This window comes from Actinoalloteichus hoggarensis (assembly GCF_002234535.1).
GTDB classification, from domain to species: Bacteria; Actinomycetota; Actinomycetes; order Mycobacteriales; family Pseudonocardiaceae; genus Actinoalloteichus_A; species Actinoalloteichus_A hoggarensis.
In genome coordinates, this window is sequence record NZ_CP022521.1 from 858,412 (window position 1) to 874,137 (window position 15,726).

Consider the following 15,726-nt stretch of genomic DNA (forward strand, 5'->3'; position numbering starts at 1 on the left):
GAGAAGGCGGCTGCTCAGGTGCTCGCTTGTCGGCTACCGGGCAGGCTGTCAGACGATGGCCATAGCGGCCGTCGATCCGCGCACCCGAGGCACTGAGCAGGCCTGACTCCGGCAGGACGGATGCGCACCGGCGGTCCTGCGACATCGGCGTCGGGCCGATGGCTCGCGTTCGTCGACTGGTGAGGCCGCCGGGTTCGGAGGAGTCCGCGATGAGAGGTGCGTCCGCCGATCGATGTGAGGCTCGGCGCGGAAACCACGGGTCGCGCCGGTGAGGTCCCGCCGTGGTGTGCAGCGATGCCGAGGCCGCAGGCCCGTCGGATGTCGGCTCCCCGAACCGCCTCGCTGAAGGTGTACCGATGAGCGAGATCCAGCGACCGGTTCGCCGCTGATCGGTCAGGCGGACCATTCGCCGAGGCCGAGACCAGCGGACACCATGTCCTGCGTGGCGTGGACCGTCGGCCCCCGCACGCCGCCTGTGGCACCGGACGCCCTGTGTCGGATGGACTCAGGAGCACCGACGACGCGGTGTTCTCCAGGCGTCCGAGCCGGTGCGGCTCGGTTCCGGCGGCCGTCGTCGGGGACGTCGGCGCGGCCGGGCGACTGAAGAAGCCGCCCGGTCGACCAGACCGGCCGACAAGACGAGGCCGCGCCCGAGCCCTCTGCTCAGTCGTCTAGATCGTCTCGGCGGCGGGGCGGCCGTCGCCGAGACTCCGGCCTGCCGCGCCCGCCCGACGGCCCGTCGAACTCGTCCGATTCCCGGGGCGCGCGGGCGGGCCGGCCTGCCCGCGGCTCCGGGCGAGCCGCACGACTGCCCTGCGGCCTGCCCGCCGCGCTCGTCCGGCGGGGCGCGGACGAGCGAGAATCGTCACCACGCCGTTCCTCTGGTTCACCATCCCGCGGCCTGGCAGGCCGATTCGGTCGCCGGGTCGCCCCTGCCTTGTCTGAGGACGCACGAGCCCCCTTCGGGGCCGTGCTCGCCCCGCCGCCGGAACGGCCCGCCGACCGAGCCTCCGAAGCCGACCTGCCCTTGCCCTCGGCCCTGGCCTTCGACGAGGCGGAGCCCGCCGCCCCGGCTCGACTCGACGTCTCCGAGCGGTCCGCGCGTCGACCAGCCTCTCGGGCGGGGCGCCTGCCCGCGTCCGTGGTCTTCTTTCCGGTCGGAGTCTGCTCGGCCTCCGCATCTCGCAGCGGTTCCCGCTGTAGGAAGTAACGGGCGAGACCGATGCCCACGGTGAGCACGGTGGTGATTCCCATCACCGGGAAGGCGTTGATCAGCGGCATGCTCAGCCTCACGAGCATCCTCGTCATGTCGCCGGCCGTCGGACCGGCGGTCAGCCACAGGATCAGCGGGAAGGACACCCCGATGATCAGCGGCGGCTGGACGATGGGCCCGAACAGACTCTGCCGCTGGACCAACGCCACGGCCAGTACACAGCCCAGGGCGTAGATCACTTGGGACACGAGCCGGGGACCGTCGAGGAACAGCACGTCGGCGAGGGTGCCGATCAAGGTCGAGCCGAGCGCGACCAGGATCGCCATCCACCAGGTGATACCTCGGGAGTCACGAAACGCCGATCGCTCGGCCCAAGGGATCTCTGTCGGCTCTTCGTCGGCAGACAGCAGTTGTTCACGGTCGCGGGAGGCGCTCACGGCGTCCACCGTAATCTGTTCACCGTATGGATTCGGTCGGACCTGGGACTTCACCGGCCCGGCAGGTCGGGTGAATGTCGTCCTTGGCCGTTCAGTCCGGATTCATCAGCCGTCCCCATTCGAGCCGATCGGTTCGTGCGGTGTGGACGGCGGCGACCGCCGTTCGGCCGGGATCAGGGCGGCGACCGTCTCATCGCGTCGCACCGAGGCCAGTTCCGTGGGACTCGCGGCTGCCTCCCGCAACGGCTCCGTAGCGGCCCGAAAGCTCTCCAGGGCATCGAGTTCCCGCCTGCGCGCGGACAGGAATCTCTGGAGATGGGTGCTTGAGAGGTTCACCGCGTCGACGGCGGCCCCTGCCGAGCGATGAGCCGCTGCCGCCTGGCGTCGGACCTGTTCGACGTCCTCGGCGAGGGCTCGTTCGGTGGCCGAGAACAGCGCGGCGGAGGCCAGCACGCCGAAGCCGGTCGGGCCGCAGAGGAAGACGCGGCGGTCGAGCAGCCATCGCAACAGGTGGGGGTCGGAGTCCAGGGCGGCCACCACGGCGGCGTCGGACGGGACGAACATGATGGCTCCATAGACGGCGTCGGCCCAGCGCTGGTACTCGCGTCCCGCGAGTTCCGCGGCTCTGGCGCGGATGTTGCGGGCATGGACGCGCAGTGCATCGGCCCGCTCCCGCGCGTCGTCGGTCTCCACCGCCTCCACCCAGCCGGCCAGACTGGTCTTGGCGTCGACCGGCACCCGTCTTCCGTCGCCGACCGAGAGGACGAGGTCCGGCCGTGCGGAACCGCCGCCCGCCAAGTCGGTCTGGACCGTGAAGTGCAGCCCTTCGCGCAGGCCCAGGGCCTTGGCGGTCTCGACGAGCATCTGCTCGCCGAGTTCGCCTCGCCCGCTGATCGAGGCGAACGCGACCTCGTAGCGCCGCAATGCGGCCTGGTGTTCCGCGGACCTGGCGCGCTCGGCGCCCACCAGGTCCATCGCGGCGTCGGTGCGCCGCACGCTGTCGGTGTAGAGGCGCCACACCAGGGCCAGCGCACCCGCGAGAGCCAGCGCGAGCACGATCGCCGCGGTGCTGATCACTACTGCGGACATGTCCAACCTCCTGCCGGTCTCGTCCCGAGTGGACGACGTCGTCCTGGACCGATCATGGCCCAGTCGAGGTGGTCGACGCTCGCCTACAGGCCCTCGAACACACGTTCGAGTGGATCTCAGGGGTTGTGCGTGATCTCGGTCTGCAATGCCTCTAGCGTGACGGCATGCGCATCCTCCACACCTCCGACTGGCATCTCGGCCGCACGTTTCACGGCCGCGATCTGCTCGGTGATCAACGGGATGTACTGGCAGGACTGGCGGATGTGGTGCGAGCGGAGGGAGTCGACGTGGTCGTCATCGCGGGCGATCTCTACGACCGTGCCGTTCCGTCGGGCGAGGCGGTGGGGGTCTGTCACCACATCCTCGCCGCGCTGCGAGAGGCGGGCGCCGCCATCGTGCTCACCTCGGGAAACCACGACTCGGCGCCGAGGCTCGGGGCCTATGCGGACTTCGCCGCGGTCGGCGGACTACACCTGCGTACCCGCGTCTCCGCGCTGGACGAGCCCGTCATGCTCGACGACGAGCACGGGCCGGTCGCGTTCTACGGGATCCCCTATCTCGACCCGGAGACCGCTCGGCAGAGCATGGCGCGCGACGGCCATCGCGTCGCGTCCGGCCACATCGGCGTCCTCACGGAGGCGATGCGTCGAATCACCGCCGACCTCTCGGGCCGAGGCGGCCGGACACGCTCCGTGGTGCTGGCGCACGCCTTCGTCACCGGGGGCCAGGGCAGCGAGTCGGAGCGCAGGATCACGGTCGGGGGAGTGGAACAGGTCCCCGCGACCGTCTTCGAGGGCATCGACTACGTCGCGCTCGGTCACCTGCACGGCCCGCAGACCCTGCGGCCGGAGCTGCGGTACTCGGGTAGTCCGCTGGCGTACTCGTTCTCCGAGCGGGCACACCAGAAGTCGGTGTGGCTCGTCGATCTCGATGCCGACGGGCTCGCGGCGGTGCGCAGACACGTACTGCCCGTCCCACGCGGGCTCGCGGTGCTGACAGGCACACTCGACGACCTGCTGACCGCTCCGGAACACGAATCGTCGGCGGACTGCTACCTGTCGATCACCCTGACCGACGCCGTCCGTCCGCTCGACCCCATGCGGCGCCTTCAGGACCGCTTCCCCCATGCGGTACACCTGGACTGGCAGCCGGCAGGCGGGCTGGCGAACGCCGGGCTGCACTATTCCGAGGCGGTCCGGGGCAAGAACGATCGTGACCTCGCCGCGTCGTTCATCGCCGACTGCCGAGGCAGCGAGCCGGACGACACCGAGCTTCGCCTGCTCGATGAGGCATTCCACTCGATCGGCGGAGAGAAGGTGCGGTCATGAGGCTTCATCGCCTGGTGATGACGGCGTTCGGCCCGTATCGGGGCACGGTGCGGGTCGACTTCGACGAGTTGAGCGCCGACGGACTCTTCCTGCTGCACGGCGAGACGGGGGCGGGAAAGACCACGCTGCTCGACGGCGTCGCCTACGCACTGTTCGGTCAGGTACCCGGCGCGCGGGGCGAGGTGCGCAGGCTGCGGTGCGACCACGCCGCGGACTCCGTCGCCACCCGAGTGGAAGTGGAACTGACCATCCAGGGACATCGCCTTCGGATCGTGCGGAGCCCGGAGTTCCAGCGCGCGAAGAAGCGCGGCGTGGGCACCACCACGGTGCAGGCCAAGGCGTCACTCGGCTGGATCGGTGACGTGCCGGACGGATATCCGCCGGACGGGTTCAGTCGCATCGACGAGGTGGCCAGGACGGTCAGCAGGCTGCTCGGGATGACCCACACGCAGTTCTTCCAGGTCGTCCTACTCCCACAGGGGGAGTTCGCGCAGTTTCTGCGAGCGGAGACGGAGGATCGCGAGAAGCTGCTCGAACAGCTCTTCGGCACCGCCCGATTCGCCGAGACCGAACGGTGGTTCCGCGACCGGCGTACGGCACGACACCAGGAGGTGCAGGCAGCACGCCGGGGCGTCGAACAGCTGGTCACCCGAATCGCACAGGCGATGGGAACGGAGCCGCCGCCGGACGAGCAGCCCGTCGCCGCATGGGTGGACACGCTGCGAGCGCGTGCCGCCGACGAGCGGACCGACGCGGCCGAGGCGGAACATCTCGCCGCGCGTCGACGACGCGACGCGGACAGCGCGGCGGTCGACGGAGAACGCCGTGCGGCGGCAGCCGGCCGCCGCCGCGAGCTGCTCCGCCGGCTCGATGAGCTCGACGCGCGACAGGACGAGCGAGCCGGCTGGGCAACGGAGCTTGCCGACGCACGCCGAGCCGCTCCGGTGGCCGCCGAGGAGCGAGAACGGTCGCGGGCCGAGAACGATCTCCACGTGCGGCGTCGGCACGTCGCCGCCGCGCTGGACGAGGCGTGCGCCATCGCCGGAGACGACACCTCTCTTCGGACACTTCTGGACGCCGTCGGGCTCGCCGACGCGACCTCGGCCGCGTCGCCGGGTACGAGCCGGCCTGGTGCGGACGTCGACACCGTCGGCGAACGCTCCGGGGGGCGCGATGCGACCACGAATCTTCGCGCCTACGCGGCCGCGCGCCGAGAGGAGGCGGGCGCGCTGGCAGGCCTCGTGGAGGAGGCCGAACATCAGGAACCGGACCGACAGCGGCTGGCGGAAGTCGCCTCGGACCGAGAACAGGCCGAGAAGGTGCTCGCCGAACTCGAGCGACGCGGCGAAACGCTGCCTGTCGAAGCACACCATGCACGGCATGCACTGGACGCGTCCGTAGCAGCCTCGGCCGCCCTGGGAGGCCTCCGGACCCGGCATGACGAGCTGACACGGCTGTGCGCCGCGGCACGGGAGCTCCCCGAGGCCGAGAGACGGCTGGCAGACGCGCGACAGGCCAGACAGGACGCCGTCGACGCCCACCAGTCCGCGCGGGAGCGGCTGCTCGATCTCCGGGGTCGGCGACTCGCCGGGATGGCGGCCGAACTGGCGGGGGCGCTGGTGCCCGACAGGCCGTGCACGGTCTGCGGCTCTCGTGATCATCCTGCTCCTGCCGTCTACACGTCCCCGGTCACCGAGGCGGAGGAGCAGACGGCCGTCGACGCGGAGCATCGAACCGCACTGGCTCGGGAGACCGCGGCCGCTGAGGCTCAGACGGCGCAGCTCGCCCGCGACGCGCTACACGACCAACTCGCCGGTCGCGACGAGGCCGAGCTGGCGGCGGCGTTGGACAGCGCCGCGGCGGAGCTGTCCACCGCCGAGGGCCTGGCCGCACGGGAGGCCGAGCGAGCGGATCTCCTTCGTCGGCTGGAACAGGAGTCCGCGGAGCTGCATCGTGATCGACTGGCCGTCGAAGGCGAGCTTGCCACCGCTCGCAGTACGGTCGAACACCTGGAACACCGCATCGCGGAGCGGGAGAGGCGGTTGTCGGCTGCCTCGGACGGGTTCCCCGACGTCGCGGCACGTCGTCGGGCACTGTTGTCGATCGCCGAGGCCGTCGACGAACTGGCCGAGCGCACCGCCGCCGTCACCGGGGCGGAGGAACGGCTGCTCGATCGGCGAGTCCGCCTGGACACGGCGGTCGCAGCCGCCGGATTCGGCGGGATCGCCGAGGCCATGGCGGCGGCGCGCGACGAGGCGGTCTTGAACCGACTCGACGAGGCCCTGCGGAACGCAGAACGGCAGGAGGCGGCGCTGCGGGCCGAGCTGGCCGATCCATTGATCATCGAGATGGAGAACTCCGAGGCGCCGGATGTCGCGGCGCTGACGGCGGAGGCGGAGGCCGCGCGGCGGGCCGCGGAGGAGGCCGTCGCCCGCCTACGCGCCGCCGAGGCGACCGATGAAGAACTGGCTGCGCTGACCGCGCGGTGGGCTCGCGCCGCCCGCGAGATCGCGCCGGTGGAGGCGGACTTCGCGACCCTCGCGGCGCTCACCGACGTCGTGAACGGGAAGGGACAGAACAGCAGGAAGATGTCGTTGCGCTCCTACGTGCTCGCCGCGCGATTGGAGGAGGTGGCGGTGACGGCCAGCCGAAGACTGCAACGGATGAGCCAGGGCCGCTACTCCTTCGTGCATTCGGACGCCGCAGGCGCCCGAGGAAAGCGAGGCGGTCTCGGGTTAGACGTCGTCGACGACTATTCGGGACGGGCGAGATCGGCGAAGACCCTCTCCGGGGGCGAGTCCTTCCTCGCCTCCTTGGCGCTCGCGCTAGGCCTGGCCGATGTCGTCGCGGCGGAGACGGGGGGTGCACTGCTCGACACGTTGTTCGTCGATGAGGGCTTCGGAAGCCTCGATCCGGAGACCTTGGACCTCGTGATGGACACGCTCGACGATCTCCGGGCGGGCGGGCGCGTGGTGGGTCTCGTGTCTCACGTCGATGAGCTGCGGCAGCGCATCCCGACTCGGCTGCGGGTGCGTCGTTCCCGTAGCGGGTCCACTCTGGAGATGGAGACCGCCTGACACGAGGGAAGACGGTGACGATGTGACGACGGCAGGCAGCGGGCGACGGGGTCGCATTCTGGACGGAGCACGATCCGCTCTGGGGCAGCCCAGGCGGGGAGCCGGAACGCTGCTCGCGTTGGGTGGACTCATCGCGATGGTGATCGGGATGGTGACGGCATGGGGTGCCGCGTCGTCCGGGCCGATCGCGGTGGAGACCGCATTCACCCCCTTCGGCATGGGCGGAGTGCTTGCCTTCGCCGTGGGCGTCCTGCTGGCCGGCGGGGGCAGGCGGTGGCCGCTGGGTCCGATCGCGTTGATCTGGGCGGCGTGGACGCTGGTGGTGCTGACCGTCGACGGCGCCCGACTCGGTACCGAGGTGTCGGGGAGCTCCGAGTCCTGCACCGTCGAGGTGCAGGACCCTGCGATCGGCGGCACGCCGACCGGTGAGCCCGCCGTCCGGAACTGGGTGGTCTGCGGAGAAGGCGAAGGCTTCTACTTGATCACGGCGGAGAGCGCCGTGACGGTCGGCGGTCAGATCGAGGTGCTGCGGACCTCGGGTGATGTATGGCCGCCGGTGCCGACGACGCGGCATGACGTCGCCGGCGCCACGCTCTCCGTTCCGCTGGCGGTGGGCGGCATGGTCTTGTTGCTGCTCTTGGCTCGAGGGCTTGGCCGCCGAGACCGTCGTCTCTTCGATCAGGACCGGTGACCGGCAGGCTGCTGATCGACAGGCTGCTGATCGACAGGTTGGTGGTCGGCAGGTCCGGTGGTCGGTAGGACCGGTGGTCGGCATGACCGGGTCCGGCAGGTCTGGTGGTCGGCAGGACCGGCAGGCTGGTGTTCTGCACGACCGGTGTGATGACACACGGCCGTGGAGAAGCGGCAGGAGGTCTTCACTCGGACGACGGGTCCGGGGTCTTCGCCCGCCGTCGGTGACACCAGGCACGGCCGATGCGTAGCGAGTCCGACCCGTCGGCCGGGACTCCGCGCGGCGCTCCATCTCGGTCGCGACAGTGCCGTGGCCGCTGATCGCTCGGCACTCCCGCAGGTCATGACGCCACGGTGGCGCTCGACACGACATGCCGACGAGCCGGTGTGGGGACGAACCTGCCGGCCCCGGCCTGTCTCGGGTCGTGAGGCGGGGTGAACTTGCCGACCCCTCGGGTCGAGCGAGTGGGGCGAAGCTGTTGAGCGGTGTCGGCCGGGCCGTGAACGGGTGGTCGACCGGGTTGGGGCCGCGGAGGGCGCGACGGGTGGTCGGTGTGCGTTCTGGTCATCGGACTGGGCGGTCCGACGCTGCTGACCGGCATCCCTCCGGTCGCCGGTGGCTGCGACCGCGACTGGTGACCACGGCCGCCGGTGGTGACTACGGCCGCCGGTGGTGACTACGGCCGCCGGTGGTGACTACGGCCGCCGGTGGTGACTACGGCCGCCGGTGGTGACTACGGCCGCCGGTGGTGACTACGGCCGCCGGTGGTGACTACGGCCGCCGGTGGTGACTACGGCCGCCGGTGGTGACTACGGCCGCCGGTGGTGACTACGGCGGCCGCTGGTGACTACGGCGGCCGCTGGGGACCACGGCCGCCGCCGGCGACCACGGCAGCCGCCGGGGACTACGGCCGCCGCCGGCGACCACGGCCGCCGCCGGTGGCCGGCACGCGCTCGCTCCGGCCGATGCGCGGTCGGCGGCCTGGAATGCCCTGGTGACGAGGAGCACTTCCGGGGCGCCTCTACACTCGCTTGTCGTGAGTCTCACCCTTGGCATCGTCGGTCTGCCCAACGTCGGCAAGTCCACCCTGTTCAACGCGCTGACGCAGAATGAGGTGTTGGCCGCGAACTACCCGTTCGCCACCATCGAACCCAACGTCGGCGTGGTGCCGCTTCCGGACCCGAGGCTTGATCGACTCGCGGAGATCTTCTCGTCGCAGCGCACGGTCCCGGCGGTCGTCTCCTTCGTCGACATCGCGGGCATCGTCAAGGGCGCCTCCGAGGGTGCGGGGATGGGCAACCAGTTCCTCGCCAACATCCGCGAGGCGAACGCGATCTGTCAGGTCATCCGTGTCTTCGACGACCCGGACGTGGTTCATGTCGAAGGCCGTGTGGACCCGGCTGACGACATCGAGACCATCAACACGGAACTGATCCTGGCCGACCTGCAGACGGTCGAGAAGGCGCTGCCCCGTCTGGAGAAGGAGGCCCGGACTCACAAGGACCGGCGGGCCGCCCTCCAGGTCACGCAGGCGGCGAAGGACATCCTCGACGCGGGTCGGACGCTGTTCTCCGCCAAGGCAGAGATCGACCTGGCCGAGCTGCGTGAACTGAGCCTGTTGACCGCGAAGCCGTTCCTCTACGTGTTCAACGCCGACGAGGCCGTGTTGACCAGTGAGACGCGGCAGAAGGAGCTTCGTGAGCTGGTCGCTCCGGCCGACGCGGTGTTCCTGGACGCGAAGGTCGAGGCGGAGCTGCTGGAGTTGGACGAGGAGTCGACCAGGGAGCTGTTGGAGTCCATCGGTCAGACCGAACCCGGGCTGTACTCGCTGGCGCGGGCGGGCTTCCACACTCTGGGTCTGCAGACGTACCTGACGGCGGGCCCGAAGGAGGCGCGCGCCTGGACGATCGGCCAGGGCTGGACGGCGCCGCAGGCGGCGGGCGTGATCCACACCGACTTCGAACGGGGCTTCATCAAGGCGGAGATCGTGTCCTTCGACGATCTGTCCGCCGCCGGGACGATGGCCGAGGCCAAGGCGGCGGGTCGGGTCCGGATGGAGGGCAAGGACTACCTGATGGCCGACGGGGACGTCGTGGAGTTCCGCTTCAATGTGTGATCGACCCTGGAGGGGAGCCGGTGCACACCATGGCGAGCATATGGCCTGACCCCATGCCTTCGACCCGTTGGACGTCCGGTCTGCCGACTGAGCCGTGCAGACGCGCGAGGCTGCGTCAGGGCCGTTCAGTCCTGTTCTGACTTTTCAGGTGCGTAGCGTTTCAGTTCGAGGCATAGGCGCTGCCCGCCGCGGGGAGGGATCGGTGCTTCCGGGGGTCCTTTCCTTCACGACCACCCGCAAGAATGATCAGGTGTGGTGCCGGCAGCCCGCGAGTCCCCGGTCCGGAACGCGTTGGACATAGGGATGGGCGTCCCTTGGGAGTCGCGTCGCGGAGGCTGTGGATCCGGCTCGGTTCCACGAGATCGACAGGCCCGCCGCCGAGTTCGACAAAGGTTTCCACGATCGCTCGGGCGGCGCGAATGAGGTCAGTGCCCTATGCCGCCGGTGAGCGAACTCGTGCCGTCATACCTGGAGAGAATCAAGCTCTCGACGGTCGAGCGACTCGATGGAGCGATCCATGGGAGCGGTGTCCGAGCGATCCGCTTCGAAGGCTGTGTTCTCGGAGTGCTGGGTAGCGAGAGAATCGCGGAGTTCCGACTTGCATCTGGTCCGGTCCGCAGGCACACACGGTCGCCGTCGACGTGGTGCTCGTGTGTGCCCGCGGACCCGACAGCCCGGGACGCGCGGGTTACTCGGTCAGGGCGTCGATGGTGACGCTGGTGGCCTCGGCGATGAGGGAGTCATCGTATTGGGCTTCGGGGTCGGCCTTGTCGGAGAGGATGGCGATCACGATCGGGTCGCCATCGGGACGCCACACGACGGCGATGTCGTTGCGGGTGCCGTACGCGGCCGCGCCGGTCTTGTCACCGACCACCCAGTCCGCGGGCACCCCGGCGCGGATGAGGTCATCCCCGGTGGTGTTTCCGATCAGCCACTGCGTGACCAGCTCCCGCTTGTCCGGGCTCAAGGTGTCGCCGAGTGCGTACGAGGACAGCGTGGTCGCCAGCGCCTCGGGCGTGCTGGTGTCACTGTCGTCGCCGGGCACGTAGTCGTTGAGATCCGGCTCCTCACGCTCCGCAACGGTCACCTGGTCACCGACACGGGCCAGGGCGGCAGCGAAACCCGCCGGGCCACCGAGTTCGTCGAACAGCAGGTTGCCTGCGGTGTTGTCGCTGTACTGCACCGCGGCTTCGGCGAGCTGCCGCAGCGTCATCCCGGTGCCCACGGATCCTTCGGTGACCGGCGAGTAGGTGACCAGGTCCGACTCGTCGTAGGCGACCAGTTCATCGAGCTCGGCGAGGGTGTTCTGCTCGAGCACCGCGGCAGCGGCAAGAACCTTGTACGTAGACGCGAACGCGAATCGCTCATCCGCGCGGTACTCCACCTCCTCGCCCGTGCCGGTGTCGATCGCATACACGCCGAGCCGGGCGTCGAACTCTGCTTCCAGGCTCTCCAGCGCCTCCTGCGCGGCCACCGCAGCCGCGGCCTCGCTCTGCGCCGGCTGGGATGCGGGCGCGCAGCCGGTGATGGCGAGCGCCGCGGCTGCGGACAGAGCGAGCAGCGACACGAGACGAGAACGGGAACGAGTCATGGGAGGCCTCCAACAGACGGTATCGATCGACGTACTCGACTCTGACCTACCGAGCGTCATGCGAACAAAGACACTTCCGTTGGTTTCCATGCGAATATGGCATGCTGCGGTGGTGGATATGGTGGCTGCGGCGCGAGCTTTCGTCAGCGTGAGTGAGCAGAACAGCTTCACGGTCGGTGCCGCCGCGATCGGCGTGCCGCAACCGGTGGTCAGCCGGCGGGTCGCCGCTCTCGAGCAGAACCTCGGTCAGGCGCTGATCGACCGTCACGGCCGCCGGGTGCGGCTGACGACTTTCGGCAAAGAGCTGCTTCGCCCCGCGCGGAACCTGGTGCGCGCCGCGGATGCGCTCAACTATCAGGCGCGACGTGCGCTGAACCAGACTGTCACGCTGCTGGTGCCGGATCTTGGCACCAGCAGGCACGTTGCCGAACTCGCGGCCGCGGCCAGGCACGCTGGAGCGAACATCGAGGTGCGTGTCGCACGTCCTGCATACCGGGCTGATCAGGGGACCACGACACCGGCCACCATCGCGCTGGTGGCCGTGCCACCGGATGCTGCGGCGTGGTCGGTGCCGCTGGGATTGGCGGCAGCCGGGGATCTCCCGCCGACCGTCTTCGTCGAAAGTCTCCGCCCGCGCCGGGGAAGCAGCGACGTAGTGCGCGTCTGGCTGGATCCGGAGGACGACGTGCCGCACGTGCGTGACAAGCTCAGCCGTCTTCGCGACCAGCTCGCGCTCAGTCCCACGCAGCTCGCCATCGCCGAGAGCCTGGCCGAGGCGACCGCTCACGTCCTCGGCGGGGACGATCTGCTGTTGTGCTCCCCAGCTCAGGCGGCGCGTCTGGGGCTGCGGTGGCGGCCGATCGCCGAGTTGCAGCTGACCCGGGGATACGCGCCCGCCGGCGCGGATGACGCGCCGCTGACACCACCGCTACAGGCCATGCTGCATGAGCGGATCGACGAGTATCTGAACGGGCAGCCCACATGACTGATGCGCTCAATGAACACCTCCAGTCGGAGTTGGCGGTAGGCGGCCTCCGCGGCGGGTTCCTCGCCCGCGATCTGACCAGTGGACTCCAGATCGGGTTCAACGAGAACGCGGTCTTCGCCTCCGCTTCCCTGGCGAAGATTCCGCTCGCGGTCGCGATCCTCGACCGCATCGATGCGGGTGTACTCGACCGCGCCGCGACGGTCACGATCGCCCCGACCCCCACGGGATACACCGGGCCGCCGGGACTCAGCAGTTTCCGGCACCCCGCGACGCTCGCCGTCGAGGACCTCGTCTATCTCAGCGTCGCCCTCAGCGACAACACGGCGACCGACGCCCTGTTCGATCTCGTCCCGCCCGCCGACGTCACCGCTCACATGCGTGAGATCGGCATACTGGGCATACAGGTGCGGCACCGAACCCGCGACCTTCAACAGACGCCCGCCGAACAACTCACCGGCCACATCGACCTCGCCCACGGTCTCGCCGTGCACAGCGGCACACCGGGAGGAGGTCACGCGATCCCGCAACTCGACACGTCTCACGCGAACACCGGTACCGCTGCCGGCTTCACCGACCTGCTCCAGGCGCTCTGGACGCCCTCGCTCATTCCCCTGCGCAGTTCCCAGCACGTTCGCGCGCTCATGGCCGGCAACGTCCACCGGCATCGGCTCACTCCCGACTTCGTCAGCGACAGCAGTACCTGGTCATCGAAGACCGGAACGCTGCTCAACCTCCGCCACGAGATCGGCGTCATCGAACACGCCGACGGCCAAACCATCGCCATCACAGCACTCACGCAATCCCGCATTACCGCCGCACAACAACCAGCAGCCGACATCCTCATCGCCCGAACAGCACGCGCACTCCACGACCACCTCCGCCAGAATGGACCCGTTGCGGCGTCGGATTGAACCGTCCCCGGTTTGATGCCGCTTCCTTTCGAGTCAGGCAGGAAGGTGGTGATCAAACCGAAGAGGATGTCGGAGGAGACGAGGCAGCGAGCGATCTGGCCGTGCTCGATCGTCTCGGTGAGCGCCCGAACCTGACGAGCGGAATCGCCGTGGGCTTGGTTCCTCGGTGTTTCGGAGGCTGACGGACGTCAGCTGGGGTGATTCATGGTCAGCGAAGTGGGCGGCCTCGCCTTCCGCCGGGGTGCGGTTGAGGTCGGCATGTAAGCGCTGTCTGTTCCACCACCACACCCATTCCAGGGTCGCGAGCGCGATGTGCTCGATGGTGCGCCAGGTCCTTGGCGGCGGATGAGTTCGGTCTTGTAGAGCCCGTTCACGGCCTCAGCGAGGGCGTTGCCGCAACTGTCGCCGACGGATCCGACGGATGGCGTCGCGCCGAGTACGAGGATCAGGTCGGTGTGAACGAGGGAGACGTAGTCGGCGGCTTCGATCAGTCGTTGCGGCACCGGGTTGTCGGATCGAGCGTAGTTGCTCGGCGAAGACCTCGGCCGGGGTCTTCCACCCGAGGGTCTTGCCGGGGCGGTCCCCGCTGGTCACTTCTCCTGTGATGGTCGGGCAGCGGCCCAAGCGGCTTCGATCATGCGGAAGGATTCGTCGAGGGTGGCCCGCGGGTCCGCGGACTGTCGGGCAAGTGTGAAGGCAGCCATGGCGAAGCGGGCGATCGTGTTGGCGGCGACCTCGGATGTGGCGAGGGCCGGAGCCGAGCCGATCGATGCAGCGATCGCGCGCGCATATCGCAGTTCGAGGACCTGCGCATAGGTCGAGAGCTCCGGGCTCTGGTCGATCATCCTCCAGATCCCTGTCGCGTCCCCAGTCGTGCAGTGCTGAACGAGTGTCCCGATCTCCTCGTGCAGTGCACCGACCACCGAAGCTCCCTCAGAGCGTTCGGTGACTGCAGCGATGAGGCGCGCTTCGAAGCCGGCGGCCTGTTCGAACACCAGGGCTTCCTTCGATGGGAAGTGCGCGAAGAGGGTCGTGACGGCGACATCGGCTTCGGCGGCGATCTCTCGGATCCCCACGGACTCATATCCGCGTTCGCGGAACATGCGTAGGGCGGCATCGGCGATCCCGCGTCGCGTCGCTGCCTTCTTCCGCTCGCGGCGACCGCTTGGTCGGGGGTCGTGAGTCACCGTGAGATCATAGCCGATACGAAACACTAACCGTTAGTGTTAGCCTGGTAGGTATGAAGAAGATCATCTACGCGCGTTTCGGCGGGCCGGACGTGCTTCAGCTCGTCGACAGCGAGGTGCCGCGGCCAGGCTCGGGACAGCTGCGTATCGCGGTCCGGGCGACCGCGGTCAATGCCTTCGACTGGCGGGTTCGTGAGGGTCAGAAGCTCGGTGCTCATCCGGTGCAGCTGCCTGCCGGTCTCGGCCTGGATGCCTCCGGAGTGGTGGAGGAGGTGGGCGAGGGGGTCGCGGGCGTCGACGTCGGCGACGCCGTCTTCGGTGAGGGGATCGAGACCTACGCGGAATCAGCTCTCATGACGCGATGGCATCCGATGCCCGCCGAGCTGACCTTCGCCGAAGCCGCCGGATACCCGTCCGTCGTCGAAACGGCGCTGCGCGTCCTCGACGAGGTCCGGGTTCACGCGGGTCAGACGCTCCTGGTCAGTGGTGCCGCCGGAGGTGTCGGTTCCGCGGTGGTTCAGATCGCTCGTTCTCGCGGCATTTCGGTGATCGGCATTGCGGGACGGACGAACCAGGACTATCTGCGCAGCCTCGGCGTGCTGGCGACGACATACGACGACGGCTGGGCCGACCGCGTGCGCCGCCTCGGTCGGGTCGACGCAGCTCTGGACCTCGCGGGAGCAGGGGTCATCCCGCAGCTGGTCGAACTCGCCGGCACCCCGGACCGAGTGCTCACAACGGCGGATCTGGACGCCCCGAAGTTCGGCGTCCGCTTCTCGGGTACGGCGGGCGACGTTCAGGCGGCTCTCGTCGAGGCTGCTCGCCTTATCGCGGATGGATCACTACGAATCCCGGTGGCCCAGACCTACACGCTGGCTGAGGCCTCGAAGGCCCATATCGACAGCCAATCCGGACACACCCGTGGACGGCGCATCATCATCATGTGACCCGCCGCGGGTGGTAGTTCTGACCGTGAGCAGGGAGACGCCTGCAGGAGGGTGGCGATCCCCGCCTTGCCAGTCCGGCCAGGACCATGTCGAAGGACGCGCCGCGCGAGCGGCCGAACGTCTCCACGTGTGGCGATGTGGTCGAGTTCCG

Annotated in this window: 11 protein-coding genes and 1 pseudogene; 7 read left to right on the top strand and 5 right to left on the bottom strand. The window is 69.2% G+C overall.

Annotated features, from left to right (window positions below; translation table 11 throughout):
* Positions 1-663 precede the first annotated feature (663 nt).
* Together AHOG_RS04000 and rmuC are read right to left on the bottom strand one after the other, a co-directional pair.
* Complete coding sequence (locus AHOG_RS04000; RefSeq protein ID WP_311770177.1) at positions 664-1,704, bottom strand: DUF6542 domain-containing protein; 1,041 nt, start codon at positions 1,702-1,704, stop codon at positions 664-666.
* A 51-nt stretch (positions 1,705-1,755) separates the two neighbouring features.
* Positions 1,756-2,739 (bottom strand): DNA recombination protein RmuC, encoded by a 984-nt coding sequence (rmuC, locus tag AHOG_RS04005; protein ID WP_093940150.1) that lies wholly within the window; start codon positions 2,737-2,739, stop codon positions 1,756-1,758.
* 164 nt (positions 2,740-2,903) lie between these two features.
* Between rmuC and AHOG_RS04010 the strand changes: the two genes are divergently transcribed.
* From AHOG_RS04010 to ychF, 4 genes are all read left to right on the top strand, one after another.
* Positions 2,904-4,067, top strand: a complete 1,164-nt coding sequence (locus AHOG_RS04010; protein ID WP_093940151.1) for an exonuclease SbcCD subunit D — start codon at positions 2,904-2,906, stop codon at positions 4,065-4,067.
* Positions 4,064-7,144: an AAA family ATPase gene (locus tag AHOG_RS04015; protein WP_093940152.1), complete on the top strand. Its 3,081-nt coding sequence runs from the start codon at positions 4,064-4,066 to the stop codon at positions 7,142-7,144. Before AHOG_RS04010 ends, AHOG_RS04015 begins: the two co-directional genes overlap by 4 nt.
* Positions 7,145-7,262: 118 nt before the next feature.
* The gene (locus tag AHOG_RS04020; protein ID WP_157736621.1) at positions 7,263-7,835 is read left to right on the top strand and encodes a hypothetical protein; all 573 of its coding nucleotides are present in this window, start codon (positions 7,263-7,265) and stop codon (positions 7,833-7,835) included.
* Between the two features lie 1,036 nt (positions 7,836-8,871).
* The gene (gene ychF, locus AHOG_RS04025) at positions 8,872-9,951 is read left to right on the top strand and encodes a redox-regulated ATPase YchF (RefSeq protein WP_093940154.1); all 1,080 of its coding nucleotides are present in this window, start codon (positions 8,872-8,874) and stop codon (positions 9,949-9,951) included.
* Positions 9,952-10,639: 688 nt separating this feature from the next.
* Here the strand turns inward: ychF and bla are convergent.
* Positions 10,640-11,518 (bottom strand): class A beta-lactamase, encoded by an 879-nt coding sequence (bla, locus tag AHOG_RS04030; RefSeq protein WP_311770178.1) that lies wholly within the window; start codon positions 11,516-11,518, stop codon positions 10,640-10,642.
* Between the two features lie 142 nt (positions 11,519-11,660).
* Here bla and AHOG_RS04035 point away from each other — a divergent pair, with 142 nt between their 5' ends.
* A complete protein-coding gene (locus AHOG_RS04035; protein WP_260404246.1) occupies positions 11,661-12,527 on the top strand; it encodes a LysR family transcriptional regulator in 867 nt (288 codons plus the stop codon).
* Positions 12,524-13,441, top strand: a complete 918-nt coding sequence (locus tag AHOG_RS04040) for a serine hydrolase (RefSeq protein WP_093940156.1) — start codon at positions 12,524-12,526, stop codon at positions 13,439-13,441. The genes AHOG_RS04035 and AHOG_RS04040 overlap by 4 nt, the downstream gene beginning before the upstream one ends.
* A 276-nt stretch (positions 13,442-13,717) precedes the next feature.
* On the opposite strand, the pseudogene AHOG_RS30415 reads toward AHOG_RS04040, so the two are convergent.
* Positions 13,718-13,875 (bottom strand): annotated as a pseudogene (locus tag AHOG_RS30415) (IS3 family transposase); the annotation flags it as partial.
* A gap of 156 nt (positions 13,876-14,031) precedes the next feature.
* Positions 14,032-14,628, bottom strand: a complete 597-nt coding sequence (locus AHOG_RS04050; protein ID WP_093944134.1) for a TetR/AcrR family transcriptional regulator — start codon at positions 14,626-14,628, stop codon at positions 14,032-14,034.
* Between the two features lie 53 nt (positions 14,629-14,681).
* Here AHOG_RS04050 and AHOG_RS04055 point away from each other — a divergent pair, with 53 nt between their 5' ends.
* A complete protein-coding gene (locus AHOG_RS04055) occupies positions 14,682-15,575 on the top strand; it encodes an NADP-dependent oxidoreductase (RefSeq protein WP_093940158.1) in 894 nt (297 codons plus the stop codon).
* Positions 15,576-15,726: the final 151 nt, after the last annotated feature.

Bases quoted from the DNA above. Each gene is read 5' to 3' on its own strand.
- rmuC (WP_093940150.1), bottom strand. From the start codon at position 2,739: ATGTCCGCAGTAGTGATCAGCACCGCGGCGATCGTGCTCGCGCTGGCT.
- AHOG_RS04010 (WP_093940151.1), top strand. From the start codon at position 2,904: ATGCGCATCCTCCACACCTCCGACTGGCATCTCGGCCGCACGTTTCAC.
- AHOG_RS04015 (WP_093940152.1), top strand. From the start codon at position 4,064: ATGAGGCTTCATCGCCTGGTGATGACGGCGTTCGGCCCGTATCGGGGC.
- AHOG_RS04035 (WP_260404246.1), top strand. From the start codon at position 11,661: ATGGTGGCTGCGGCGCGAGCTTTCGTCAGCGTGAGTGAGCAGAACAGC.
- AHOG_RS04040 (WP_093940156.1), top strand. From the start codon at position 12,524: ATGACTGATGCGCTCAATGAACACCTCCAGTCGGAGTTGGCGGTAGGC.
- AHOG_RS04055 (WP_093940158.1), top strand. From the start codon at position 14,682: ATGAAGAAGATCATCTACGCGCGTTTCGGCGGGCCGGACGTGCTTCAG.